The following is a 25,983-nucleotide window of genomic DNA, read 5'->3' as shown; positions in this document are numbered from 1 at the left end:
TGTAGGCATCATTCCGAAGCATCTAACCTGTGGTAAGCCGTACAAACCTTTTGATAATCTGTACAGTAGCGTGTCTGGCATTCGTGTCGACGCAGAGCGTCAAAATCAAAATTATTGCTCCTAAGGCCTGGAATGACAGAAAGGCGCTTTTACTCACACGGGAGAAAGGATTTGCGGCGGTGGTGCATTCGATCAAGCTGGGATTTGATACGACACACCTGAATATGGATTCGGATTTGTTGCCGGATTTATATCAGTTTCAGGTTTCGCAGAAGAAGGGCGCGTTGACATTCTTCTTCGATCCGGGCACACAAATACGGCTGGATACTTCCAACCTCGCCAAGTCGACGGTAACTCATTCGAAGAGCAATGAGGAATGGCGGGAATATCAATCGCTCGTGCAATCCCCTTCCGACCATCGCCTGAATGCATACATTGTGGCCGAAGCACGTGCGAAAAAGCATAATCAGCCCGATAGCGTACGGTACTGGGTAAACGAGCAGGCAAAGGAGCGCGAGAAGTTATGGGAGGCAACGGCCGGTTTTATTGCAGAGAACCCGAAATCCTATGTCAGCTTATATTTACTGAAAGTCAATTGGTTTGCATTGAAAGACAAGGGATTGTTTGAAAAGCTGGACCGTACTCTGGCGCATCACAGAAACTACCGTTTTTTGAGCGAAAAGAATAAGGGACTTGCCAAAAGCACTTCATCCGGCGCCCGAAAATAACCGCCTTGGAAGTTCATCGAGACTGGTCAGGGAGCATCGGGCAGTGAAAACAGGCCGACCTGACCCCGACAAAAGGCGATCCATTGAAGAACATATCCGATACCCGGCACGTTAGGAGGGTTATGCTAAATGGGATTTGAGTTAAATAAGCAGGAATCGCTACATTGCTTTTAAACAACATCATTATGAAAAATCTCTTTCTGATCGTCCTGAGCGCATGGATGTTCTGGACAAGCAACCAGGCATTCGGCCAGGCCGAAGAAGAAAAGCTTGATCTTCCCGGCGATAACCTCAATCTCTATGCGGTTTTAAAGCTATTCCAGGAATCGGAAACGCTCGAAGGTTTCGAGCGGAAACTCAATGAGGAAGATTCGGAGATCAACAACCTCGACCTCGACGGCGATAACCAGATCGACTACATCCGCGTAGAGGACAATGTGGAGGGTAATCTTCATACGATCAGCCTGAAAGTAGCAGTCAGCGAAAGCGAGGATCAGGATGTAGCTGCATTTTATGTCGAAAAAAAGGACGATGGCGAAGTATGGATCCAGCTCGTAGGGGACGAGGATCTTTACGGCAAAGATTACATTATCGAACCCAATTCACAGTCGGGAACGGTCACTGAGACGCCTAATCCGGGTTATAACGGAAACAGGGAAGTTGAGCCTGCTGCGGTTCAGCAGAATGTGGTTTATGTGTCCAGCTGGCCAGTTATTCAATTTATTTTTGTGCCAAGATATGTGGTATGGCGATCGCCGTGGCGGTGGCATTACTATCCTTCCTACTGGCATCCGTGGCGCCCGCGGTACTGGCACTATTATTACGGATACCATTACCACTGGCATTACTATTACAATGGGCACTTCCGTCGCTGGCCCAGCTACCGCAACCCGGCCTGGCACACGCATTACTATGGCGGCAATTTCCGTTCACGCTCGGTGATCGTGCATACACGCTACACGCGGGGCGATTACCGCGCCACTTATTCACGTCCTTCAGCGGCGCGGGAGGGATCTGCATTGTTTGTAAAAAGATATCCCAAAGCCCCAGCGACTCGCGAAAGGCTTCCAAGCTTTGATGAAACGGGCCGTCCGGTGATCACCCGCCCATCAACCGGCCGCCCGGGTACGACCCGGCCGGGGAACGACGGCACCACGCGCCCTTCTGTTGAAAGACCAGGAAGCGGCAACAGCGGTCGTCCGGGAACAGGCAGACCAGGTACTGACCGTCCCGAAGTTACGCGTCCCGGCACATCGAGACCTAATCCAGGCGTATCAAGGCCGGACATCGAGCGGCCGACACGGCCAGGCAACCCGGATGTGTCCAGACCAACCCCAACGCCTCGTCCCGAGGTAACGCGCCCGACGCCGTCGCCCAGACCGGAAGTGATCCGGCCTACACCAACGCCTCGTCCGGAGGTCATCCGGCCAAACATTGAACGGCCTGCACGACCGACCCCTTCTACACGGCCAGCGCCGAGCCGGCAGGAGGCACCACGACCATCGACTGCCCCATCGAGTCGTCAGCAAAGTTCGCCCCGTTCATCAAGAGAGCCGTAGCGGCCTTAACCACGCAGTTATAGAAATTCGTTTAAAGATCCGCCAGATACTTCTGCCCGCCCAGGTAGCGCATCTGGCGGACGATCTGGTTGGTACGCTTGTTCACATACGCAGACGGATTCTGGATCGAAAACCGGATCGGATTGGGCAACACCGCTGCAATGCGCGCAGCTTCGTAGCGGGTTAGGCGTTTGGCCGACTTATTATAGTAACGCAGCGAAGCCGCTTCTACGCCAAAAGTCATTTTCCCCATTTCAGCCACATTCAAATATACTTCCAGGATACGCTCCTTGCTCCACAGCACTTCGATCAGAACTGTAAAATAGGCTTCAAGCCCCTTGCGGACGAAACTCCTGCCATGCCAGAGGAACACGTTCTTGGCGACCTGTTGGGAAATCGTACTGGCGCCGCGCGCTCGCTTGCGGTCCTCGGTCATTGCATTGTAAATCTGATCGAAATCAAAACCCCAGTGATTAGGAAAATTCTGGTCTTCAGAAGCTACTACTGCCAGGGCTACCTCTTTGGAAATGTTTTCGTACGGCTCCCAGTCATGGTAAATCTCGGTATCCTCGTCGGCCCTGAACGCGTCGATCTTCCGGGAGATCATGTAGGGCGTTACCCAAACGGGCAAAAACCTCAGAATAACCACCCAAACCACTGAAAGCACGAGAAAAGCAAGGAAGATTTTGAGCGCAATAAATTGCAGACGGCGGAGCATAAAACTTTTTTACTTCTACAAACAGAAACCAAGTAACAAAAACAGCGTACAAAGAACAGAAACTAATCAGGTTTAGGCAAAGAAATAGGCGCCTTAATCGTCAAATTTTTAAACACGCTGTATATGAATGAGGATTTATTGAGTTTTATCTGGCGCTTCCAGTATTTCGATAAGAAAGGGCTGGCGACCGACGAGCACTTGCCGCTTTCCGTTATCCGTCCCGGCCAGAGGAACACCGACGCCGGACCGGATTTTTCCGAGGCCCGCGTTATCATCAATGGAGTGCTTTGGGTAGGAAGTATCGAAATCCACGTAAAAGCCTCGGACTGGTGCCTCCACGAGCACCAGCAAAACGGTGCCTATGATTGTGTGATCCTCCATGTGGTGTGGGAGAATGATCATCCGGCAACGCGGCGCGACGGTACAATCGTCCCGACGTTGTCGCTGAATGGCCTCGTGAAAGCCTCCGTTATAGAGAGATACCGCTGCCTGCTTGATGAAAACGATACAGTACCTTGCAATCGCCAGTTTGGAGATGTGGAACAGATCCGCAAATATGCCATGCTCGACAGGGTGCTCCTCGAAAGGCTGGAACGTAAAGCATTGGAAATTCAGCATTTGCTGGAAGCGAACCATCAGGATTGGGAGCAAACGGCGTATCAGTGGCTTGGTCGCTATTTCGGGTTTAAACTCAATGACGCCCCGTTTCAGCGACTGACCGGCATTGTTCCCTGGAAAATCATCCGCAAACATACCGACCGACTCGTTCAGATTGAAGCGTTACTATTTGGTTGCGCGGGGCTTATTTCAGAGAATTCGGAGGAAATATATGTACGCCAGCTCCAACAGGAGTTTCGCTTTCTCAGCGCCAAATACCAATTACAGGACGAGACAATGCACCCGCATGAGTGGAAATATGCGCGGTTACGTCCCGCAGGGTTCCCGACGATCAGGCTGGCGCAGTTCGCGCAGTTGCTGTGCAATACCGGCGGTATGCTGAACCGGTTTATTGTTTCGGAGCATTTTGATGAAATAAGGGAGCTGTTCCGGATCGAGCAATCCGCCTACTGGCGTGAACATTACTTATTCGGGAAGAAAGCGCGGGCCCAGGTACCCGTGCTGGGGGTCGATGCCGCCCATTTACTGATTGTCAATGCCGCGGCACCATTGCTGGTCGCCTATTCGAAGCACCGGCAGCAACCGGAACTGCTCGACAAGGCCATTTACTGGCTTTCGGAGATACCTGCGGAAGATAACCGGATCACGCGCCAGTGGGCATCGCTGGGTATGCGCGTGAAAACCGCGGCGGACTCGCAGGCATTGATCGAATGGTTTAACAACTACTGCACGCCAAAACAATGCCTGGAATGCATGGTGGGCGCAGCACTCGTAAGGGACGCCTAGCCAGGGGCGCTCAGCCAGGGGCGCTCAGCCGAGGGCGCCTAGCCTTTCACCAGGTTTACGCCCGTTAGTAGAAATACCGTTCCTACCAAAAACGGCACAATCGACTCCCATTTGGATACTGTGAGCCCCAGTACGGGCTTGTCTGACAAAAATGCGACGCACGCAAATAACAATACCGCAATACCCAGAATAGTGAGCAAAGAGCCGAAAAAACGTTTGAACTGAGCGTTTTCCATGAAATGTGTCTATGAGGAGATTAAAAGTTCGCAAAAATATCAAATATGCGCTGGCATTGGCGTGGTTAATATAAAAAATGTGCCTCACACACGGGTGAGGCCCATTTTTTCACCCTCCGCAATCATAAATGCGAAAGCGGGCTCGTACTCATTGGGAACGATACCTTCCAGGATAGCCTCACGCACGGCTTCTTTGATAATGCCCACTTCCCGCGCCGGCTTCAATCCGAACGCCTCCATAATCATTTCACCGGTAATCACCGGCTGGAAATTGCGGAGTTTGTCGCGTTCTTCGAGGTCTTTGAGTTTCTGTTCCACTAAGTCGAAGTTGCTAATGAAACGCCGCACCTTTTCCGGGTTTTTGGAGGTAATATCCGCCCGGCACAGGTTCATCAACGCCTCGATGTCCTCACCGGCTTCCACCAGTAAACGCCGCATCGCCGAATCGGTGATTTCGTCTTTGGAAAGCACTATCGGACGCAAATGCAGTCTTACCAGCTTTTTCACAAACCGCATTTTCTCGTTCAGCGGCAGTTTCATGCGACGGAAAATCACCGGTACCATCCGCGCGCCTACTTCCTCGTGGTTGTGGAACGACCAGCCGTGGCGCTTGTCGAACTTCTTGGTAGCCGGCTTGGCAATATCGTGCAAGATAGCCGCCCAGCGTAGCCAGAGGTCGTCGGACACCTGGCAGACGTTGTCGAGCACCTGTAATGTGTGGTAAAAGTTATCCTTATGCCCTTTGCCTTCAATGTGCTCCACGCCCTGTAACTCCACCAATTCAGGGAAAATAATGGCCAGCAGCCCGGCGTGGTAAAGGAGTTTGAAACCGTAGGAAGGGGTTTTGGAAAGAATGATCTTGTTCAGCTCATCAGAAATTCGTTCCATCGACACAATGCTGATGCGCTCCTTCATTTTCACGATCGCATCGAAAGTATCGGGCTCGATATCGAAGTTGAGCTGGCTTGCGAACCGGATCGCGCGCATCATGCGCAGCGGATCGTCGGAGAAAGTGATTTCGGGACCGAGCGGGGTACGGATGATCTTTTTACGGAGATCGCTCATCCCGTCGAATGGGTCGATCAACTCGCCGAATGTGCCCGCATTGAGGCTGATACCCATTGCGTTGATAGTGAAATCGCGGCGGTTCTGGTCGTCGGCCAGGGTACCGTCCTCTACCGCAGGCTTGCGGGACTCGAAACGGTAGGATTCTTTTCGAGCGCCTACAAATTCTATTTCGAGGTCGCCCTGGCGGATCTGAGCAGTACCAAAATTTTTAAAAACACTCACAAAAACATCCGGCCCCAGCCTACTGGCGACCATCTCGGCGAGCTCGATGCCGCTGCCGATGGAAACAATGTCGATGTCCTTGCTGTTCCTTTTGAGTATCAGGTCCCTGACGAACCCGCCGATTATATATGCTTCCACACCCAGCTCCTTCGCGGCGCCGGCAACTTTTTCCAGAACGGGGTATGGTGTCAATTGCTCTTTGAAATTCATGCCGCAAAGGTAGGGAATTCTTGGTCGACATGAAGCGCACCGCGATTACTGTACCAGTTGATAATCGCGAATAAGCGTATTTACTGATAGGTGGAGCCGCTTGGAGAGGTTTCTGATCATTTCAAGACTGAGTTTTCTCTTTCTACCCAATACTTCCGAAACTCGGCTTTTACTACCAATTGCATCAACCAAATCCACCTGCTTGAGCTGCATTTGCTCCATTCTTATCTTGATCGCATCGATCGGGTCCGGAGGTTCAATTGGATAGTGTTTGTCTTCATAGGCGCCTACCAATAGTGTAAGCACATCGCACTCATCGCCTTCTGGTGTACCCACGGGCGCGCCGAAGACTTCTCCTAGTCGCTTCAATGCAACCCTATACTCATCTTCCGTCTTGATTAATTTCATAGTCAAATTGAATTTGCGTCAATTTTGTCATATTCTTTATGAGAGCCGATGAAGCGGATGTAAACCATTTGCCTTTCAAAGTCAAAGTGGGCTACCAGCCTGAACGAATTACCTCGAATATTGAAAACGATCCTCCCGTTCTTCAATATACTGGCTGTTGCATATTGCCGCTTCACATCCGACGGGGATTTCCAGTCTGCTGCTAACACATCGTCGTACCAAACTTTTAACGGCTGCTCCATTTCCGGGTGGTTCTCCCAAAAATCACGAAGCGTTCCTCTCGAAAATATTCTTTTCATCTGAATGGACATGCAAAAGTACAATGTTCCCAAATATGGAACACCATTTAGACGTCAGAATATCAAAAGGTAACGTGTTGTAGAATAGACTTTTACTAAGTATTCACCATAAAAAACGCCGTCCTTGGAAACCGGTCGAACAGCTCATCCTTCAATTCCTTGCTCAGTGGAAGCGACTCCACGGCGGAGGCCATGCATTGCAGCCAGGCGACGGCATCGTCTTCGGTGATGGTGTGGGGCATATGGCGTGCGCGCATCATCGGGTGGCCGTATACTTCGGAATAGAGTTGCGGGCCACCTAGGAATTGGGTGAGGAAAAGACGCTGCTTTTCTTTGATGAGGTCTTTATCGGTCTTGAAAAGCCGGGAAATGAGCTCGTGGCTGAATACGAGGTCGTAAAATTTATCGGTAAGTTGCCGGAGCGCGGCATCACCGCCAATACGCTCGTATAAGGTCTGATGTTCCATAAATAATCAGCGGAAAACTGCTGGCCGCCGAAGGTTAAACCTCCAACGAGCCTCGACAGGTTCCCGCCGCTATTATGACAGTTATCAGTTCTCGAAACGCAAATGCTTCACGGACTCGCCTGAGCGCGCGAGTTCCGTCAATGCGTCGATACCAATTTCCAGATGATGTTTTACGTAGCTTGCCGTCACTTTCTTGTCGCTTTCCTCCGTTTTTACTCCTTCGGGTACGAGCGGGTTATCCGACACAAGCAGCAATGCACCGTGCGGAATGGAGTTTGCGAAGCCTACGATGAATATGGTTGCGGTTTCCATGTCAATCGCCATGGCGCGGACGGCCTGCAAGTATTCTTTAAAACTGGCGTCGTGCTCCCAAATGCGGCGGTTGGTGGTGTAAACGGTGCCGGTCCAGTAGTCAAGTTTGTGTTTTTTGATGGCAGCCGAAACGGTGCTTTGCAGCCGGAATGACGGTAATGCTGGAATTTCGGGTGGCATATAGTCGTCGCTGGTACCTTCGCCGCGGATAGCAGCGATCGGCAGGATCAGGTCTCCTACCTGCGTCTTCTTTAATCCGCCGCATTTGCCTAAAAACAAAACAGCCTTGGGATTAATGGCTGAAAGCAGGTCCATTACAGTTGCCGCCATAGGGCTTCCCATCCCGAAATTGATAATGGTAATGTCCTTGGCGGTCGCGGTTTGCATGGCACGGCCGGCACCCTTTACTTCCACCCCGAACTTCTCGGCAAACATGGTTACATAGTTTCCGAAGTTGGTCAGGAGAATGTAACTTCCAAACTCTTCCACAGGCGTACCCGTATAGCGCGGCAGCCAGTTTTCGACGATCTGTTCTTTGGTGGTCATGAATTCAGCAGGTTTGTTGGCGAGGCAACCCGGGGTTCATTATCTTCGTTCATGGAATCATTGAATCTTCCCGGATTTGCTTACAAAGTTAAGCAGGTTAACGGGAAACCGCATATTTTCGACATTATCCGCAGGAAATTCGTCATGCTCACCCCCGAGGAATGGGTGCGCCAGCACTTCATCCATTTGCTCATCACGCATTATGGTTATCCCAAGTCGCTGTTCGCGGTAGAGACTGGTTTACAATACAATACCCTTTCCAAACGCGCCGATATCATGGTGCTTTCCAACAATGCGCTGCCGTTCCTCCTCGTCGAATGCAAAGCACCGTTCGTAAGCGTAAACGACGCTACTTTCGCGCAGATCAGCCGTTATAATTTCACATTACAACCTCAATATCTGGCAGTTACCAACGGCATGGCGCACTATTGCTTCCAGGCCGTGAACGGGCAAATCCACTTCATGGACGATTTCCCCAAATACCGCGATTTCAATCCGTAACAACAAAAAAAACCTGCCCAAACCGGACAGGTCCTTTTAACATTCAGGTCATACAATTGCAGACGGCTGATACCAGGCAACCGCCCGCGGGTAATTATTTTGCAGCAACCAATTTCACGTCGATAGAGAAATCGTCGTGGATCATTTTGTCGCCCAGGTTATCGAAGAATGACTTCGAGTTGTATTTGATGTCGTATTTCGAACGGTCAACAACCAATTTACCAGTAGCTTCCGCACCAGTAGCAGTAGTTTTCACGGTTACAGGGAAAGTAACAGGTTTGGTAATGCCTTTGATAGTCAGGTCACCAGTTACATCGTAAACGCCGGTTGCCTTTGGAGTAGCTTTGGTTACTACGAAAGTGGCAGTGGGATATTTTTCAACGCCGAAGAAATCGTCTGACTTCAAGTGCCCGATCAGTTTGCCGTTGTATTCTTTATCAGTAAGATCTGTACAAGTGATGCTATTCAGGTCGGCAACAAATTTACCGCCAGTCAGTTTAGCGCCGTCCAACACGATTGTTCCTTCTTTCAAAGTGACTTTTCCTGTGTGTTCGCCGGTAACTTTTTTACCCAACCAGGTCAGTTCGCTTTTAGCAGGATTTACTTTCAGGCTTGTAGCCTTTTTACCATTATCTGCTGAAACAGAAGAAGATACAAACAATGCTACTGCAAGAGATGCGACAAAAAATTTAACTGATTTCATTGTAGTTTTGATTAAAAATTAAATTGATTTATGGATTTGTGTTAATTGTGTTTTAAGCTTGATTTTCATTTTCCCGCAGCTTATCGAGCAATGCACTGATCTGCTCGGCTTCTTCTTCGGAAATAATATTGAACCGGTTTTCCCAATCCTCGATAAACGGATCGAGCTCTTTGAGTAACGCCAAACCTTCCTCGGTTATCACGACATCCACAGCGCGGCGGTCGCTTTCACATGACGTCCGCTTTGCCAGATTCTTCGCCAGCAGCTTGTCAACGAGCCTGGATGTGTTGGAACTCTTGTCGAGCATGCGCTCGGTAATGTCGCTCACCTTGATCGGATTGCCTTGCTGTCCCCTCAGAATCCTTAGCACATTATATTGCTGCGGCGTAATGTCGTACTCCTTGAAAGATTCAAGCTGCTTATATTCGAGCCACTTGGTGGTATACATCAAGTTTAATGCCAACTTTTGGAAGGGGCTCCGAAATTTTTTCTGCTTTATATCAGTTTCAATAGACATAGCCAATCGCGTTAAATGCAATAATGATGTATATACATTTAATGTAGGAACATCTATTGACAAAGAAATAGTTCAGTGAGGCGAAAAATATTTAAAAAAAATTTCCGTAGCCCGCCCAAAAAGACAACAAGCAACTGATTACAAGCACATTAAATCTTATCACAACAATACCTGACGATTAATGACCATAACTTGACCACACCTGACAATCAACGACCATCACCTGAGCACACCTGACAATCAATGACCTTAACCTGACCACACGCGACCATTGATAATCACCCAACATGATCGACCTTAAGAAATCCCTGATCCTCGCCTCGAACTCCCCCAGAAGAAAACAATTACTCCACGATGCAGGCTTCGCATTCACTGTCGAAGTCCTTCCAACCGACGAAAGTTACCCAGCGGACCTTCCTGCGGAGGAGGTAGCCGGCTATATTTCACGGGAGAAGGCCGAGCAGTTCCGTGGCATTCGCCCTGGTTCGCTCGTAGTGACTGCCGATACAGTGGTAATCGCCGATCATTACATTTTAGGCAAGCCGACAGACGCCGCCGATGCCTTCCGGATGATCAAAATCCTCTCAGGCAGAAGCCATAAGGTCGTAACGGCGGTGAGTTTGTTATCGGATGGCATCATCGAAACTATATCCGACGTGGCAGAAGTTTACTTCCGCGACTTGGAAGATTGGGAAATCAACCACTATATTGAGCAATGCAAGCCCTTCGATAAGGCCGGCTCCTATGGCATTCAGGAATGGATCGGGATGGTCGGGATAGAGAAAATCGAAGGGTCGTTCTACACGATCATGGGCCTGCCGGTCCAGGTTGTTTACCGGTTATTGAAACCGCATTTTCAATAATGTCCCGCTATGTTCGCAGACAAGTCAGCCAGTATTCCGAAAGTTTGTTATGAGATATTCGTCCGTTCTTTCTGCGACTCCAATGGTGACGGCATCGGCGATTTAAACGGCATTATTTCCAAACTCGATTACCTGGCCGACCTCGGCATTGAGGCGATCTGGCTCACGCCTATCCACCCTTCGCCAAGCTACCATAAATACGATGTTATCGACTATTACGCGATCGAGCCCGAATATGGGACACTGGCCGATTTCAAGCGCCTGCTCGCGAGTGCGCATGAGCGCGGGATTGCCGTTTATCTCGACCTGATCATCAACCACACCAGCACATTGCATCCGTGGTTCAAGGAGGCACGTAAAAGCAAGGATAGTCCCTACCGCCAGTTTTACTGGTGGATGACCCAAGATCAGATCGACCATCTGGGCATTTCCGAGCGGGAAACTTCCGATGACTCCCAGGTCGTATACCCCTGGCACGAAAATCCGGGCGACGACGAAAAGTATTACGGTCTTTTCTACAAAGGCATGCCCGATCTCAATTTTCATTCGGAAGCATTGCGGGAAGAGATCGCCAAAATCGTCCGGTTCTGGCTGAACGATATCGGTGTGGACGGATTCCGTCTCGATGCTGCGCGGCACATTTACCCTGTGTGGGACAGCGAAGATAGCATCACCTTCTGGCAGTTTTTTTCGAAAATTATTGGCGAGGCCAAGCCAAACGCATTTACGGTGGGCGAAGTATGGGCCGACACGGAAGAAGTAGCCCCCTATTTCCGTAATCTGAATGCTACTTTCCATTTTGACCTCAGCTTTGCGCTTCAACGTATGCTCATAGCCCAGCGGGACGAACAGATCATCGACAAGTTACAGGCCAGCTTCAAACTATTCCAACAGTATAATCCGCTATTCGTGAATGCGATCATGCTCACCAACCACGACCAGGAGCGGATTGGTAGCGTTGTGGACCGAAACATCAAAAAGATCAAACTCGCGGCCAGCATTCTGCTCACCCTTCCGGGGCAACCGTATCTATATTATGGCGAAGAAATCGGAATGCTGGGCAAGAAACCGGATCCGTATATCCGCGAGCCATTCCTCTGGACCGATGATCCCGACGATCCCCAGCTTACCAGCTGGATCGAGCCGGAATTTACTACCCTGAAAACAGTGGCGCCCCTTTCGGAACAGACAGGCGATCCCACTTCTGTTTTCAATCATTACAAAAATCTCATACACCTGCGCAGGACCGAGCCCGCGCTGCACCAGATCCTGGCGCCTAACCTGCAACCAGTGCACTTCCACGATGAGCAGTTGCTCGGCTATTTCCGCCCGCACGTCGACCGTTCGCTCATTGTTATTCATAATCTAGGGGACGATGAAAGGGAATTTCAACTGCCGGATGACAAGTCACTGTTTACCGAAGTGCTGTTTTCGACGGACCTTTTACATGAAACTACATTGACTACGAACCGCCTGGCCCCACATTCCAGCATTATTCTGGCACCGGCGCGGAATGTCGGCCCGTTCGATAAGCAGTAGGGAAACACCGCTTCGGTTCTTTATTGCTAAATCGATGTCGGTACTGCTAATGCATTCCCTATGAAATCCGGTATTATTTCCGCTTGTCTGATCGTCCTTCTGACCTGTACTGTTATGGCGCAAAAGTCCTACCCTACCATGGGCAAGATTGTTTATGAAGATCCCGCATTCGAAAAACTGCTGTCCAAAGACGCCAAAATTGAAGTTTTGGCATCGGGATTCGATTGGTCGGAAGGGCCGGTTTGGGTAAAGGAAGGCGGTTACCTGCTGTTTTCGGATGTGCCCAGGAACAAGGTTTACAAATGGGATGAAAAAGAAGGGCTTTCGGTGTTCCTCGAACCGTCGGGCTATACCGGAAGGGGCGTTTACAGCGATGAACCTGGAAGTAACGGGCTCATCATCGACCACAAAGGTCGCCTCGTTTCCTGCGAGCACGGCGACCGCCGCATTTCCGCGATGCCGCTCAATGTGGGCGGAAAAATCACATTGGCCGATAACTTCGAAGGCAAGCGTTTCAACAGCCCGAATGATATCGTACAGCACAGCAATGGCGATTACTATTTCACCGATCCGCCATATGGCCTTATGAAGAAACACGAAGATCCGACCCGCGAGATCCCGCAATTCGGCGTGTACCGCATTAACAAGGATGGCAAAGTGACAATGCAGGTCAGCGATCTCAGTCGCCCGAATGGCCTCGCATTCTCTCCGGATGGCAAGACATTATATGTCGCGCAATCCGACCCTGAAAAGTCGATCTGGATGGCCTATCCGCTCGATGCGAACGGCAATGCAGGCAAGGGAAAACTCATTTACGACGCTACGCCTATGGGCAGGCGCGGTATGGCAGGCCTGCCCGACGGTCTCAAAATCGACAAAGATGGCAACCTGTGGTCGTCGGGACCGGGCGGAATGCTCATTATCAGTCCCGCCGGAAAGCTGCTCGGCCGCATAGAAATGGGCGAACTGACCTCCAATTGCGCCTGGGGCAACGATGGTTCTACATTATATATGACCGTCGACAGCTACGTTTGCCGCATTAAAACCAATACAAAAGGCGCAGGCTGGTAATCAGTTTTTCTTCCGGTATTCGCGAAGCGTGTTATCTACATCGCGTTTTACATTCGCCCAGTCGGATTTGCCGTTACGGTAAATGTTCGTATAGGCTTTGTACAGCATTAGTCGGTCGTCGCTGATCTTGTCGAGCTCCATAGCCATGACCTGCCGTGACGACGACTTTGCATTCCTGTATTCGTTAAGCAGGTTGTTGTACCTGTTTTCGAGGTTGTCCAACTCATACAAAACCACTTCCGCGAGCTTGTCCATATCGGCATATTGGTTCAGCAACCGCTGGTTGTAATCCGCATTGCCGCTCGCGGGTGTGGTTACGCTTCCTGCCGAACTGTTGCCGTCCACTACCCGATCATAATCCTTCCGGTAACCCGGATCCCCTGCCTGATCATTTCTTTCACCCGCGGGATCGCGGGAAGAGCGGTCCGTCGAGGTCGAGGCTGACGAAGTGCCGTGCATGCGGTCGTAGCGTCGCTGCAATGCGGCTGAGCATGAGAAAGCCAGTGCGGCAAATGCTGCCATTACCGACCATATGTAAAGTTTTTTCACCGATAATCCTGTTAGAAGTTATACCTCAGGCAGACGCTGAGATGGCGATTAAAGTAAAAGAATTTGGGAATAAATTCAAGGCTGGCACCACTGTCAGCGTAAAATGGACACATAGCCCCGGCTCTCCCATTTACTCAAAATCGAAGGCCCTGTTTTGTTTCCAGACCATTTTCTTTCTAATATTGGGGCCTCATTCAGGTTCGCCGTTCCAAACAAACTAACACACCAGTGACCCAAATCAAGCAGAACAAGATCTTCAATCCTAAAGATATCATTGCCTATTTTCTTGTCGCGGGTACCGGTGCCTTGATCCAGTTAGTTTCCAGCAGTCTCATTCAGGACTGGTTCAATATCTCCTGGAGCGACTCCATTGTCCCTTCGTACATTATCGGTTTTTTCTGGGGTTTTACACTTACCAAACTGTTCGCATTCGATGCGCGACGCAGTAATCAGACACGCCGCGAGATGGTGAAATTCCTGATGGTTTCGATGGTTTCGCTTTTCATTACCTGGGCATTCACCATCGGGTCCTCGAAACTGCTCATCGACTACCTGGGTATGGAAGTCTATAAAGTGAAGTTTTCCTTCGCCAAAAAAGAGGTGAATGTAACCGAAATGGTTTGCTACGTGATCGGGATGGGTTTCAGCTTTGTGAGCAACTACATTCTGCACAAAACCTTCACTTTCAAAAGCACCGGTTTCTACAATCGCCTGAAAATCCTGATCCGCTGATCATCACAATCTTTCCACGATTATAGCGGAAGCCCCTCCCCCGCCGTTACAAATGGCGGCGAGGCCATATTTGCCGTTATTTCTCTTCAAAACAGACAGTAATGTGGTGATAATGCGCGCACCCGACGCACCCAGCGGATGCCCGAGCGATACGGCCCCTCCGAAGACATTCACCTTCTCAATATCGAGGTCCAATGCCTGAATGTAAGCCAATGCTACCACGGCAAATGCCTCGTTTACTTCGAAATAGTCGATGTCTGAAATTTTCAAGCCCGCCTTTTTCAACACTTTTTCCGTCGCTAGCACGGGTGTGGTCGTAAACCAGGCTGGCTCCTGCTCCGCGTCGGCGTAAGCAACAATGCGGGCAATAGGTTTGAAGTTCTCCGCATTCACCACACCACTACCGGCTAGCACCAATGCCGCTCCACCGTCATTGATCGTCGAAGCATTAGCGGCCGTTACTGTTCCGTCTTTCGAAAACACTGGCTTTAAAGTAGAAATTTTGTCAAATTTGACACGTTTGTATTCTTCGTCTTCGCCCACAACTGTTGTCTCGCCTTTGGGGGATACGGTTTCAACCGGCACGATTTCATCGGCAAACGACCCATTAGCCGTAGCCTCCGCCGAACGTTGATATGAACGGATCGCGAACTCGTCCTGAGCCTCCCGCGAAATGTTGTATTTCAATGCCGTTTTATCGCCACAAACACCCATCCCGATCTGGTCGTACACGTCGGTAAGCCCGTCTTTCAGGAGCCCATCAATAATTTCGCCGTGCCCGTAACCATAGCCGTTCCGGCCTTTGGATAAATAATAAGGGATTTGGGACATATTCTCCATTCCGCCGGCCACCACAATGCGCGCATCACCCAGCTGAATGGCCTGCGCACCGAGCGACGTTGCTTTCATCCCGGAAGCACAAACTTTGTTGACCGTCGTGCAAATCACCGAAACCGGTAGTCCGGCGTAAATAGCAGCTTGCCGGGCTGGCGCCTGCCCGAGATTGGCAGAAACTACATTGCCCATCAGCACCTCATCGACCGAAGCCGGCTCGATTCCGGATTTCGCAAGCGCGCCCTGAATAGCAGTCGCACCCAATTTTGCGGCATGTACGGAAGAAAGAATACCCCCGAAACTGCCAATGGGTGTGCGGGCGGCGGAGAGAATGAAGGTGTCGGTTTGCATGATGAATGATTGAATGATTGAATGATTGAATGAGTGAATATTTTAGATAATTTGGCCAACCCTCGACCCCCAATATATAAATTATCTCACTATTCAAAACAAAACTATTCAATCATTCAGTCATTCAGTCATTCAGTCATTCAGTCATTCAGTCATTCAATCATTCAGTCATTCAGTCATTCAGTCATTCAATCATTCAAAAATCATTCAAAGCTCCTCCGAACTCTCCGGCAGGTGATCGTACTCGCCCTTCCAGGCATAATAACCGAAGATCACCAAACCGGTGCAAATGGGGATAAAAATCAGGATAATAATCGCCCACTGCAGGGTGGTGTTCGTGCGGGCGATGCCTTCGGTTGCCGCGGCGATTTTATCGGCTGCCTGCATGAAGAGGAACAGGATAATAACAGGACCCAGTGCGATCCAGAGAAGACCTAGTATTTTTTTTAAACCACTCATTTTCTATTGGTTATTTAAATGTCAAATGCTATTCTCAAATACTCAATCCATGACATTATCGTCGCGGCGATTGTCGATGTAAACGGCCCCGATGATAAATGACAATGCGGCGATGCCAATGGGATACCAAAGCCCCGAAAGCGGCGTCGAGCCCTGGAATGAGGCGATGAGCGTCGCAATGAAGGGTACCAGCCCGCCGAAAACGCCGTTCCCGATATGGTAAGGCAGCGACATCGAAGTGTACCGGATTTGAGTCGGGAAAAGCTCCACGAGGAATGCCGCTATCGGGCCGTAAACCATCGTCACGAGCACCACCTGAAAGAAAACCAGCAAGATGATAACGATATAAGAGCTCTGCGATAAAGTCACGTCTTTAATTACCGTTTGCACCGCAGGAACCTCGGCCAATACATCTTGTGTGATCACTTCGATCTTCGATTCTTTGAAAGTCATGCCGTTTGTCAGCGTTTTGGTAACGGTAGTCGTAATCAGGGAATCGGCCTTATCCGGCACCAGCCCACGCTCTACAACCGGTTCCGATTCACTCAGGAGCATGGTTTTCTGCATTTCCTTCACATTCGTGGCATCGAGGAAATATTGATAAATAGGACGGTAGCAAATCACTCCGAGCAACATCCCCGCCAGCATGATCCATTTTCGGCCTACTTTATCGCTCCAGGAACCGAAAATCACAAAAAACGGCGTCGCAAAAACGATCGCCCACAGCAAGATATACCGCGATTCGTTGAAGTCGAGTTTGCAGGTATTTTCCAAAAAAGATTGCGCATAAAACTGTCCGGTGTACCAAACGACACCCTGTCCCATAGTAGCTCCAAATAATGCTACAAGAACCATTTTGAAATTCGCTTTCTTCTGAAAACTTTCTTTCAAAGGGTTAGCGGAGACTTTTCCTTCGGCTTTAAGTTTCGAGAACACCGGCGACTCATGCATTTTCATCCGGATGTAAATCGACACCACTACGAGCAGGATCGATACCAGGAAGGGAATGCGCCAGCCCCAGTCGGCGAAGTTTTTGGCACCAAGGATATTTTTGGTCAGAACGATTACACCCAGGGAAAGAAATAGCCCTAATGTAGCGGTAGTCTGGATCCAGCTTGTAAAAAAGCCGCGTCTGCCCGCCGGCGCATGCTCGGCCACGTACGTAGCCGCGCCTCCGTACTCGCCCCCGAGCGCGAGTCCCTGCACGAGGCGGAGGATCAAAACGAGAATAGGCGCCGCATAACCTATGCTCGAATAGGAAGGAATAAGGCCAATGAGAAACGTGGAACCGCCCATCAGCACGAGCGTCAGCAGGAACGTGTATTTACGTCCAATTAAGTCGCCCAGGCGACCGAACACTAATGCGCCAAAGGGGCGAACAATAAATCCTGCGGCGAAGATTGCCAGCGTGTTGATGAGCGCCGAGGCACCGGCGTCGCTCGGAAAAAGCTGCTGGCCGATGATAACCGCCAGGCTCCCGAAAATGTAGAAATCATACCACTCAATTAAAGTACCTAATGAAGAAGCAGCGATTACCTGTGTAATGCTTTGGGTAACATTGGATTCGGTTGAACGCATGAGTTTAGGAAAGGTGAGGAATTGAACAATTTAGGTGAATAAGGCACAACCATCGTTTCAATACTCATAACGCATGCATAAAAAAGCCCCTGGAAATGATCCAGAGGCGCGTCTTAATTCGCTAACGATTATCAGAAATCGTCGTCGTCATCATCGAAGTCGTCCAGTCTTCTGAGGAGTTCGTCTCCGTCCTCGATAACTACTTCGCGATCTTCTATATCTTCATCATATTCGTCAATGACTTTTTCATCATCGATATCCTCATCAAAGTCCTCATCTTCGTCGTCATCATCTCCGTAGGGATCTTGCGCTACCGGACGGGTCTTTTTTGTGCTCCCTTGGTAGTCAGGGAAAACAGCTGGTTCTAAAATCGCCTCGCTGATATCAGCAAAGGCCAGTTCTCCACTTTCGCGTATCATGACAGTGTTCTGTTGTTAAATGGTTTCAATTTTAAACGTACGACCTAAATTATTAAAATATTCCGCTACCCTATTCTCTTTCCTGTCGAAAGATTTCATCAATAATTGACACTACAAAAATAATGATTTGGTAAAATGTAAAAACCTCTTGAAATTGCCAGAGTGAAAAAAAAATCGTCGCGTGCTGCACCGGAATGCCTGCATCGCCAGATAACGATCTGCCCATCTGACTGCAAATGAACGCACTTGACCGTACCTGAACCAGTTTCCCAATCCTAACCCTTTTTATTGAATGTTGAAAAAAATTGTTCTCATGGGACTGCTCGCCTGCGGCCTCATGTGCCGGGGACAGGCAGCCAACGCTGTTCCCGACTCTTCCCTGACGGTCAGGAAAACGACCGACTTCAAAGTAAACGGCGAAGGTACCGCCTCCAACTGGTCAGCCGCGCAATGGTTTAACCTCACCGTTCAGAAAGGCCCCAACCAGTCCACGCCCGGCAAACAGTTTCCTACCCGCGTCAAAATCCTCTATTCCGACAAGGGCATGTACTTCCTGTTCGACTGTACCGACCAGAAACTAACCTCCACCATCATGGAAGATTTCGGCACGTTGTTCAAAGAGGATGTGGTGGAAGTGTTTCTCTGGCCTGACACCTCGGTACCCATTTACCTCGAATATGAAGTTTCGCCATTGAATTATGAGCTCGCGATCCTCGTCCCGAACATCAAGGGCCGCGCACAAGGCTGGAAACCCTGGCATTATAACGAGCGCAACCGCGTACAGCACGAAACCAGTGCCCAGGGTGGACAGAAGAAGAGTATGGCAGCCGTAGAAGGCTGGAAAGCCGAGTTCTTCATTCCGTTCGCTTTGATGAACCCCATTGCCAATGCGGCACCTAAGCCGGGCGACAAATGGCGCGGCAATTTCTACCGCATCGACTACGACAGCGAAACAGCCTATTATTCCTGGCAAAAAACCGGCGGCAGCTTCCACGAATTCAACAAATTCGGCACGTTAGTGTTTGAATAACAGCATTATAATCTATCTCAATCTTTTCCTGAATCATGAAACGAACCATTCTTTCATTCATCCTTTTATTGTCGGCTATGGCAGCTTTTGCGCAGAAACCCAAAAAGGAAATACTGTACCTCGGTACCTATACGCAGAAGGGCGAGGGTATTTATGTATATGAATTCGACCGCAGCAACTATTCCTTCAAGGAGTTGCAGGTATTGACGAGCAAAACAAGCCCCTCATTCCTCGAATTCCATCCCAACAAAAAGTATCTCTACGCGGCCAATGAAGGGAATAGCACGGTATCTGCCTATGCCATTGACCAGGCTTCCGGCAAACTGACCGCATTGAATACCCAGCCTGCACAAGGCCGCGGTCCGTGCCACGTCAGCGTTGATCCAAAGGGCCGTTTCATTTACCTGTCGAACTACGGAAGCGGCGACCTGGCGGTATACAAACTGAACCCGGATGGCAGTATTGGTGCATTGGCCGATACCATTCAGGATAAAGGCCGTGCTGATCAGAAGCCGCATATGCACTCGATTATCCCTTCGACGGACGGCAAATACATTTATGCTTCCGACCTCGGCATCGACAAGATTATGGTGTATGCCGTTGATCCGAAGACCGGTAAACTTACTCCTGGCGCCGTACCTTATGCGGAGGTGAAAGCTGGCGACGGTCCACGGCACTTCGCGATCCATCCCAACGGCAACTTCGGCTATTCTGCATGCGAGCTGGCCTCTGTCGTGAATTCTTTTAAGATCGTGAAGGGTAGCGGTGCATTGGTGCCCTTCGAGCGCGTGACCATGCTGCCTTCGGATTTCACGGGTAAAAGCTACGCTGCGGATATTCATTTCTCGCCCGATGGCAAGTTTCTATACGCGTCCAACCGCGGCCACGAAAGCCTGGCCATTTACGCCGTAGACGCCAAAACCGGCAAGCTGACGATAGCGGGCCACGCGGATACCCACGGCAAGCACCCACGCAATTTCCTGATCGACGCGAAGGGTGAATTTGCGATTGTAACCAACCGCGACAACGACAATGCCGTGTTCTTCAAGCGCGACGTGGCAACCGGTCAATTGACTTATACCGGGAAAGAGATCAGCACGCCTACGCCCGTATGCGTGAAGCAACTGTTCCTCAACTAGTTCCCGAACCGACATCGCCTCTTTGAGAAATAGGCGCCAGTAGCTGAAAAAACAATATCGAATAAATTTTTCAGCGATTGGCGCTTATTTTCTAGCAACTTTTTTAATTTTAGAAATCCTAATGCTATTCTTCGTTATTATTTAAAATACACCAAAGAAAATATTATTATTTTGATGTCTGGCACAAAAATTGACTTGTACAGATTCTAAATAAGCTGACATTAGCCGATCACTCCGGACGCCCCGACAAGGTCATTGAATAAAGTTTTGGAATTACCTGATACCCAATTTAGCCACAGTTTATGATGAACGGCCAGGATGATTTGCTTCTTATTTCCCTGATCAAGCAAGGAGATAACCGGGCGCTGGATTGCCTCTTCCGGAAATACTATTACTCACTATGCCGTTTTGCCACTTACCTGAACAATCGTAAGGACCTCGCAGAAGAAATCGTAGCCGATGTGTTTTTCCGGATCTGGGAAAAACGCGACAGCCTGACGGTCGAAAAGAATGTCCGTTCCTACCTCTTCACCGCCACGCGGCACACCTGCATCAACTACATGAAGCAGGAAAAACACATTATGGAAGAGCTCAGCGACGATATTATCGAAGAAACGCCCGGTCCGGACGATGAACTGATGTATCACGAGCTCGAAACCCGCATTACCGACCTCATTAATTATCTCCCGCAAAAAAGAAAAGCGATCTTCCAGCTCAACCGCTTCGAAGGATTTACCTACAACGAAATCGCCGAAATCCTCTCCCTTTCCGCCAAAACAGTAGAAAACCAAATGGGTAAGGCTATCAAACAGCTGAAACTTCTGCAAAAAACCTATCACATTTAAAAAAAATTCTGGAAGGATGGGGGTGCCCCCATTTTTTATTTGTCCTAACGTTAGAAAGCTCTGAATTTGATGTCCGATCACACACCATGGCCCCTTATCGCCAAGTATCTGGCTGGCGAATGCAGCCCGGAAGAAAAACTGGCTATGGAATGGTGGCTTGAAGAATATGATAACCTGCTGTTGTTCCGACAGATAGAAGCAGCGTGGAAGCATGAAAAAGGACCGGAAAACGATCCGGCATTCAGCCTGGACAACGGGCTTGCGAAGCTGCACGCAAAGATGGGGGAGCAGGAAAGCCGGCCCGAAGAAGAAATTCAGGAGCGACCTCGGTATTTCAAGCTGAGCTCGTGGATGGCCGCCGCAGGGGTTTTACTTGCAACAGGGCTAGGGTATTTCCTGGTAAGCAGGCAGCATGATTCGCGAAACATCGCCCGCGCGCCCATGGAAACCCGCACCAGCGGCGCCAAAGACATTGTGAGCATAGAACTGCCCGACGGGACCCAGGTATGGCTCAACAAAAACAGTAAACTCGAATACCCTGAGGCATTCGACGGGGATGAAAGGCTGGTTTACCTGCAAGGAGAAGCGTTTTTCGAGGTAGTACCTAATCCGGAGAAACCGTTTATCGTGAAGAGTGAGAAGGTATCGACGAGGGTTTTGGGGACGTCATTCGATGTAAAAGCCTATAATGGGGACGAGACTGCATCGGTGTCGGTTGCGACCGGGAAAGTCGAGGTTAGCAAAGAAATCGATGAAGGCGAGCCGGTCCGGATTACGCAACTGACGCCCGAGCAGGAGCTCGTGATCAATACAGAAAAAGACGAAACGTATATCAATATCGTTAGCGTTGCAAACATTGCGCCATGGCATTTGGGCCAGCTTGTTTTCAGGGACAATACTTACGATGAAGTAATGCAGGCATTGCAGGAGCGTTTCGGTAAAAAGATTGTATTTAAGAGCAACATCGGCAAATGCCGTGTAATGGCTAGTTTCAATTCCAATGCATCGTTGAACGATGTGCTAAAATTGCTGAGTATGTCAAATTCTTTTGATTATGTGGTTGGTAGAGACGTCGTTACCATCACAGGCGGCACATGCCATTAGGCGTCCCGTTCCATCCTACTTTTCGAGCATCCCTGACAGAGTCCTTGAAGCCGCTGGCCGCACGCTGCGTCGTATACAAGGTGTTTTGACTATGAATTATTATGAAGTTGCTATAATAATTAAATCCCTCAAATCCTTTTAACCTCAATCTACTCAAAACAGTATGCAAAAAAAGTTACCAGACACCTACCTGAACACAGGAACGGCGCTCAGGCGAGGCTTGGCCTTGATGATGGCATGTTTGATGTTCGTACAACCGCTCTTTGCTTCCATATCACGATCCATTCAAGGAATCGAGGAAGTAAAAATCTCGCTTGACCTGAAAGACGTGACGCTCCAGAGCGCCTTTATTGCCATTGAAAAAAAGAGTGATTTTAAATTTATCACCAGTATCGAGCGGATCGACAAGAAGCGAAAGGTTTCGATCCATGCGGAGAAAAAGCCGGTAAAGGAAGTGCTGGAAACGATCCTGAATGGTACCGGACTCGGTTTCACCCAGGTCGAGAACAACATCGTGATCAGCAACAAACCGGAAAAAGTAACCGGACAGGTAATCCAGCCTGCGGCGGCAGTGAATCTCGCGAAGGAAATCAAGGGGACTGTGAAGGATAATGCAGGTTCCGGAATTCCGGGCACGAACATTCTCGTGAAAGGCACTAACCAAGGGACTACAACCGGTACGGACGGTACTTATACAATCAGCGTTCCCGACGAAAATGCCGTGCTGGTATTTTCATCGATCGGCTATGTATCACAAGAAATCACCGTAGGCAGCAAAACAACCATCGACGTCACCCTTGCGGAGGACGTAAAACAATTGGGCGAGGTGGTAGTAACGGCATTAGGTATCGAACGTAATGCAAAAACGCTTACCTATGCGACTCAGCAAATCGATGGTAAAAAGCTCACAGACGTGCGCGATGCGAACTTTGTGAACACGCTCTCCGGTAAAGTAGCCGGTGCGGTGATCACACAAGGTTCGTCGGGGCCGGGCTCCGCTACTCGCGTAGTACTTCGCGGTAACCGCTCTATTGCCGGTAACAACAATGCCCTGTTCGTGGTAGACGGCGTCCCCATCGACAATACTGCCCGCAACCAGGTAACGAGCGATTTTGGCGGAATCAACGGCAGCGATGGTGCAGCGAACATTAACCCGGACGATATCGAGTCCATGAACATCCTAAAAGGCGCCGCGGCCTCCGCATTGTACGGAAGCCGCGCGGCAAACGGGGTTATCATGATCACTACCAAAAAAGGAAAAGCGGGCAAGGTATCTGCCGATATTAATTCCGGTGTAGTAGTCGAATCCCCGTTTCTCCTTCCCAAACTTCAAAATACTTACGGGCAAGGAAGCGGCGGAAAGGAAAGTACCAATTCGAGTCAGAGCTGGGGACCTGCGATGCAGACATTTCCAGACAATATCAAGGATTTTTACCGTAAAGCCGTTTCGACCAACAACTCTATCGGTGTTTCAGCTGGTTCAGAAAAGATCCAGACCTATTTATCCTATACCAATAATTACAACCAAGGTATCCTACCGAACAACAAGCTCATGCGGCATACCTTTAACCTTCGTCTGAATACGCAGATTACCAAGCGTCTCTCCGCCGATGCCAAAATCACTTATATCAACTCCGATATCCAGAACAAACCACGTTCGGGTGAAGAGAGCTCTGTAACTATGAACTTGTACAAAGTCCCGCGCAGCGTGGATTTGAACCAATACAAAACTTTCGAGGATGCGGCGGGCAAGCCTACCTATTGGGCAAGTTCCGGTATTTATATGAACCCTTACTGGACGATCAACCGGACGTTTGATTCGGAAAAACGTAATCGCGTGATTTCATTGGGCTCGGTCAAATATGAACTGACGGACTGGCTGAATGTCCAGGGCCGTATCAGCTATGACTGGTATGCTGATCGCGTAAATCGTGGATTCTACAACAACACATTGCTTTTTGCAGGATCAGGTGGTTCGTATGCCGACTGGACAGCCGAAACTACCGAACGCAACATGGACGTGATCGTTTCGGGTAACAACAATTTGGGTAAAGACCTGCATTTAACCTACAACTTCGGTGCCGGCCAGACTTACCAGAAATACTCCCAGATAGGCGGAACGACAACGGGCCTTACAGTTCCTAACTTCTTCGACTTGTCGTTTGCTGCCGCATTAACCCAGGTAACTGCATTCAGTCAGAAAGAATTGCAATATGTATTCGGAACAGCGTCATTGTCGTACCGCGACTTCATTACCATCGACGGTTCTGTCCGCAACGACTGGTCTTCGACATTGCCTAAACCTTACTCTTACGCTTACTTCTCTTTTGGCGGTAACGTAATTCTTTCCGAAGCGTTGAAGTTACCGGAAGTGATCAGTTTCGCGAAACTACGTGGATCTTGGGCACAGGTAGGTAACGATACCGATCCTTACCGGTTGCTGCAAACCTACACATTCGCGCAAGGTGGTAACGGCGGTGGCTACATCAGCCGCAACACGACACGTCCGGCCGCGAATCTGAAACCGGAGATTTCGTCTTCGACAGAGTTAGGTCTTGATTTGCGCCTGTTCTCTGGAAAATTGGGATTGGATTTTACTTATTACAATACAAACACCGTGAACCAGTTGCTCACATTGCCGCAAGCAACACCAACCGGCTTCCAGAACCAGTTTATCAATGCGGGTAAGATCAATAATAAAGGTTTCGAGATTTCTTTGACTGCTTCTCCATTGAAAGGCAAGGCATTGACCTGGGACGCGACGCTGAACTTCGCTCGCAACGTGAACAAGATCGTGAAGCTTCACGAGACGATCAAAACAGCCAATCTGGGCGGAAACACCCGTACCACCACGGCCATTGTGCGTGAAGGCGGCTCATATGGCGATTTGCAGGCATTCGGCTGGAAAAAAGATGCAAACGGCAACTACATCGTGAATGCGAAAGGGCTTCCTGTGGCAACAGCATTCGACAATATTGTAGGTAACTTCAACCCTAAATTCACCATCGGCCTGAACAACTCGTTCTCATACAAAAACTTCGTACTGAGCTTCCTGGTAGACGGCCGTGTGGGTGGTGTAATGACTTCCGGAACCGATGGCAACCTGGCATACGACGGTACTGCGGATTATACCGAAGCGCACCGTCAGGGTGGATGGGTATTGCCAGCGGTAACCGAAACCGGCGAGCAGAACAATGTAGCAATCGACGCGCAGACTTTCTGGCAAACCGTTTCGCAAGGCCGCTACACATGGGGAGAGTTCTTTACCTACTCTACCACAAACTTCCGCCTGAGAGAAGCTACGCTTGGCTACAACATCCCAACCCCTCCAGGCATGTTCATCAAGTCACTACGTCTTTCGCTTACCGCTCGCAACCTGTTCTTCATCTATCGCGGTTATGCCAAAATGGATATTCCGGGCCTTGCAAAACGTAAACTTCCATTCGATCCGGATGTAAACCTGGGCGCAGGTAACTTTCAGGGATCAGAATACGGAGCCCTCCCTTCAACACGTACTGTTGGTTTGAATTTGAAAGTTGGATTCTAATTAAACAGCCTCTTAAAATACTGTA

General features: G+C 49.5%; 27 protein-coding genes. 13 read left to right on the top strand and 14 right to left on the bottom strand.

The window, feature by feature from the left end; genetic code table 11:
• The first annotated feature begins 50 nt into the window (after window positions 1-50).
• Together ACQ4MZ_RS04610 and ACQ4MZ_RS04605 are read left to right on the top strand one after the other, a co-directional pair.
• Window positions 51-728 (top strand): hypothetical protein, encoded by a 678-nt coding sequence (locus tag ACQ4MZ_RS04610; protein ID WP_430843408.1) that lies wholly within the window; start codon window positions 51-53, stop codon window positions 726-728.
• A gap of 185 nt (window positions 729-913) precedes the next feature.
• Window positions 914-2,287 carry a hypothetical protein gene (locus ACQ4MZ_RS04605; RefSeq protein ID WP_430843407.1) on the top strand — a complete coding sequence of 458 codons (1,374 nt, stop codon included), beginning with the start codon at window positions 914-916 and terminating at the stop codon, window positions 2,285-2,287.
• 31 nt (window positions 2,288-2,318) lie between these two features.
• On the opposite strand, the gene mtgA is transcribed toward ACQ4MZ_RS04605, so the two are convergent.
• On the bottom strand, window positions 2,319-3,005 hold the full coding sequence (gene mtgA, locus ACQ4MZ_RS04600; protein ID WP_430843406.1) for a monofunctional biosynthetic peptidoglycan transglycosylase: 687 nt from the start codon (window positions 3,003-3,005) through the stop codon (window positions 2,319-2,321).
• A gap of 123 nt (window positions 3,006-3,128) precedes the next feature.
• On the opposite strand from mtgA, the gene ACQ4MZ_RS04595 reads away from it, so the two are divergent.
• Entirely contained in the window at window positions 3,129-4,409 is a 1,281-nt protein-coding gene (locus tag ACQ4MZ_RS04595) for a DUF2851 family protein (RefSeq protein ID WP_430843405.1), read from the top strand.
• A 38-nt stretch (window positions 4,410-4,447) separates the two neighbouring features.
• Here ACQ4MZ_RS04595 and ACQ4MZ_RS04590 read toward each other — a convergent pair whose 3' ends face one another.
• The 6 genes from ACQ4MZ_RS04590 to ACQ4MZ_RS04565 all read right to left on the bottom strand — a co-directional run bounded on the left by ACQ4MZ_RS04590 (window position 4,448) and on the right by ACQ4MZ_RS04565 (window position 8,177).
• The gene (locus ACQ4MZ_RS04590) at window positions 4,448-4,645 is read right to left on the bottom strand and encodes a hypothetical protein (RefSeq protein WP_015811882.1); all 198 of its coding nucleotides are present in this window, start codon (window positions 4,643-4,645) and stop codon (window positions 4,448-4,450) included.
• A gap of 84 nt (window positions 4,646-4,729) precedes the next feature.
• Window positions 4,730-6,145 carry a CCA tRNA nucleotidyltransferase gene (locus ACQ4MZ_RS04585; RefSeq protein ID WP_430843404.1) on the bottom strand — a complete coding sequence of 472 codons (1,416 nt, stop codon included), beginning with the start codon at window positions 6,143-6,145 and terminating at the stop codon, window positions 4,730-4,732.
• A gap of 45 nt (window positions 6,146-6,190) precedes the next feature.
• On the bottom strand, window positions 6,191-6,553 hold the full coding sequence (locus tag ACQ4MZ_RS04580; RefSeq protein ID WP_430843403.1) for a helix-turn-helix domain-containing protein: 363 nt from the start codon (window positions 6,551-6,553) through the stop codon (window positions 6,191-6,193).
• A 2-nt stretch (window positions 6,554-6,555) separates the two neighbouring features.
• Window positions 6,556-6,852 carry a type II toxin-antitoxin system HigB family toxin gene (locus tag ACQ4MZ_RS04575; protein WP_430843402.1) on the bottom strand — a complete coding sequence of 99 codons (297 nt, stop codon included), beginning with the start codon at window positions 6,850-6,852 and terminating at the stop codon, window positions 6,556-6,558.
• Between the two features lie 95 nt (window positions 6,853-6,947).
• A complete protein-coding gene (locus ACQ4MZ_RS04570; RefSeq protein WP_430843401.1) occupies window positions 6,948-7,319 on the bottom strand; it encodes a globin in 372 nt (123 codons plus the stop codon).
• Window positions 7,320-7,403: 84 nt separating this feature from the next.
• Window positions 7,404-8,177: an AMP nucleosidase gene (locus tag ACQ4MZ_RS04565; RefSeq protein ID WP_430843399.1), complete on the bottom strand. Its 774-nt coding sequence runs from the start codon at window positions 8,175-8,177 to the stop codon at window positions 7,404-7,406.
• A 51-nt stretch (window positions 8,178-8,228) separates the two neighbouring features.
• Here ACQ4MZ_RS04565 and ACQ4MZ_RS04560 point away from each other — a divergent pair, with 51 nt between their 5' ends.
• Entirely contained in the window at window positions 8,229-8,678 is a 450-nt protein-coding gene (locus tag ACQ4MZ_RS04560; RefSeq protein ID WP_430843397.1) for a type I restriction enzyme HsdR N-terminal domain-containing protein, read from the top strand.
• Window positions 8,679-8,772: 94 nt separating this feature from the next.
• Here the strand turns inward: ACQ4MZ_RS04560 and ACQ4MZ_RS04555 are convergent, their stop codons facing one another.
• Both ACQ4MZ_RS04555 and ACQ4MZ_RS04550 read right to left on the bottom strand, forming a co-directional pair.
• Window positions 8,773-9,381 carry a YceI family protein gene (locus tag ACQ4MZ_RS04555; protein ID WP_430843395.1) on the bottom strand — a complete coding sequence of 203 codons (609 nt, stop codon included), beginning with the start codon at window positions 9,379-9,381 and terminating at the stop codon, window positions 8,773-8,775.
• Between the two features lie 52 nt (window positions 9,382-9,433).
• Window positions 9,434-9,898 (bottom strand): MarR family winged helix-turn-helix transcriptional regulator, encoded by a 465-nt coding sequence (locus tag ACQ4MZ_RS04550; RefSeq protein WP_430843393.1) that lies wholly within the window; start codon window positions 9,896-9,898, stop codon window positions 9,434-9,436.
• Window positions 9,899-10,185: 287 nt separating this feature from the next.
• Here ACQ4MZ_RS04550 and ACQ4MZ_RS04545 point away from each other — a divergent pair, with 287 nt between their 5' ends.
• The 3 genes from ACQ4MZ_RS04545 (at window position 10,186) to ACQ4MZ_RS04535 (ending at window position 13,371) form a co-directional block, all read left to right on the top strand.
• Window positions 10,186-10,761, top strand: a complete 576-nt coding sequence (locus ACQ4MZ_RS04545; protein WP_430843391.1) for a Maf family nucleotide pyrophosphatase — start codon at window positions 10,186-10,188, stop codon at window positions 10,759-10,761.
• A gap of 9 nt (window positions 10,762-10,770) precedes the next feature.
• A complete protein-coding gene (locus tag ACQ4MZ_RS04540; RefSeq protein ID WP_430843389.1) occupies window positions 10,771-12,300 on the top strand; it encodes an alpha-amylase family glycosyl hydrolase in 1,530 nt (509 codons plus the stop codon).
• A 114-nt stretch (window positions 12,301-12,414) separates the two neighbouring features.
• Window positions 12,415-13,371, top strand: a complete 957-nt coding sequence (locus ACQ4MZ_RS04535; protein WP_430843387.1) for an SMP-30/gluconolactonase/LRE family protein — start codon at window positions 12,415-12,417, stop codon at window positions 13,369-13,371.
• On the opposite strand, the gene ACQ4MZ_RS04530 is transcribed toward ACQ4MZ_RS04535, so the two are convergent.
• The gene (locus ACQ4MZ_RS04530) at window positions 13,372-13,920 is read right to left on the bottom strand and encodes a hypothetical protein (protein WP_430843385.1); all 549 of its coding nucleotides are present in this window, start codon (window positions 13,918-13,920) and stop codon (window positions 13,372-13,374) included.
• A 228-nt stretch (window positions 13,921-14,148) separates the two neighbouring features.
• Here ACQ4MZ_RS04530 and ACQ4MZ_RS04525 point away from each other — a divergent pair, with 228 nt between their 5' ends.
• Window positions 14,149-14,652 (top strand): GtrA family protein, encoded by a 504-nt coding sequence (locus ACQ4MZ_RS04525; protein WP_430843383.1) that lies wholly within the window; start codon window positions 14,149-14,151, stop codon window positions 14,650-14,652.
• A 3-nt stretch (window positions 14,653-14,655) separates the two neighbouring features.
• On the opposite strand, the gene ACQ4MZ_RS04520 is transcribed toward ACQ4MZ_RS04525, so the two are convergent.
• The 4 genes from ACQ4MZ_RS04520 to ACQ4MZ_RS04505 all read right to left on the bottom strand — a co-directional run bounded on the left by ACQ4MZ_RS04520 (window position 14,656) and on the right by ACQ4MZ_RS04505 (window position 18,293).
• A complete protein-coding gene (locus ACQ4MZ_RS04520; protein ID WP_430843381.1) occupies window positions 14,656-15,837 on the bottom strand; it encodes a thiolase family protein in 1,182 nt (393 codons plus the stop codon).
• Between the two features lie 207 nt (window positions 15,838-16,044).
• Window positions 16,045-16,296 (bottom strand): DUF6814 family protein, encoded by a 252-nt coding sequence (locus ACQ4MZ_RS04515; protein WP_430843379.1) that lies wholly within the window; start codon window positions 16,294-16,296, stop codon window positions 16,045-16,047.
• Window positions 16,297-16,338: 42 nt separating this feature from the next.
• Window positions 16,339-17,874, bottom strand: a complete 1,536-nt coding sequence (locus ACQ4MZ_RS04510) for an MFS transporter (RefSeq protein WP_430843377.1) — start codon at window positions 17,872-17,874, stop codon at window positions 16,339-16,341.
• Window positions 17,875-18,005: 131 nt separating this feature from the next.
• Window positions 18,006-18,293, bottom strand: coding sequence for a hypothetical protein (locus tag ACQ4MZ_RS04505; RefSeq protein ID WP_223403178.1), 288 nt, complete (start codon window positions 18,291-18,293; stop codon window positions 18,006-18,008).
• Window positions 18,294-18,585: 292 nt separating this feature from the next.
• Between ACQ4MZ_RS04505 and ACQ4MZ_RS04500 the strand changes: the two genes are divergently transcribed.
• The 5 genes from ACQ4MZ_RS04500 (at window position 18,586) to ACQ4MZ_RS04480 (ending at window position 25,958) form a co-directional block, all read left to right on the top strand.
• Window positions 18,586-19,323, top strand: a complete 738-nt coding sequence (locus ACQ4MZ_RS04500; RefSeq protein WP_430843374.1) for a carbohydrate-binding family 9-like protein — start codon at window positions 18,586-18,588, stop codon at window positions 19,321-19,323.
• 35 nt (window positions 19,324-19,358) lie between these two features.
• Window positions 19,359-20,462: a lactonase family protein gene (locus ACQ4MZ_RS04495; protein ID WP_430843372.1), complete on the top strand. Its 1,104-nt coding sequence runs from the start codon at window positions 19,359-19,361 to the stop codon at window positions 20,460-20,462.
• A 302-nt stretch (window positions 20,463-20,764) separates the two neighbouring features.
• Window positions 20,765-21,307, top strand: coding sequence for an RNA polymerase sigma factor (locus ACQ4MZ_RS04490; protein ID WP_430843370.1), 543 nt, complete (start codon window positions 20,765-20,767; stop codon window positions 21,305-21,307).
• 69 nt (window positions 21,308-21,376) lie between these two features.
• Window positions 21,377-22,411 carry a FecR family protein gene (locus tag ACQ4MZ_RS04485; RefSeq protein ID WP_430843368.1) on the top strand — a complete coding sequence of 345 codons (1,035 nt, stop codon included), beginning with the start codon at window positions 21,377-21,379 and terminating at the stop codon, window positions 22,409-22,411.
• A 163-nt stretch (window positions 22,412-22,574) separates the two neighbouring features.
• The gene (locus tag ACQ4MZ_RS04480) at window positions 22,575-25,958 is read left to right on the top strand and encodes a SusC/RagA family TonB-linked outer membrane protein (RefSeq protein ID WP_430843366.1); all 3,384 of its coding nucleotides are present in this window, start codon (window positions 22,575-22,577) and stop codon (window positions 25,956-25,958) included.
• The last annotated feature ends 25 nt before the right edge of the window (window positions 25,959-25,983 follow it).

Source organism: Dyadobacter sp. BHUBP1 (assembly GCF_050587785.1).
Classification (GTDB): Bacteria; Bacteroidota; Bacteroidia; order Cytophagales; family Spirosomataceae; genus Dyadobacter.
Note: the sequence above shows the minus strand (reverse complement) of the source record. Positions and strands in the feature narration are given on the sequence as shown.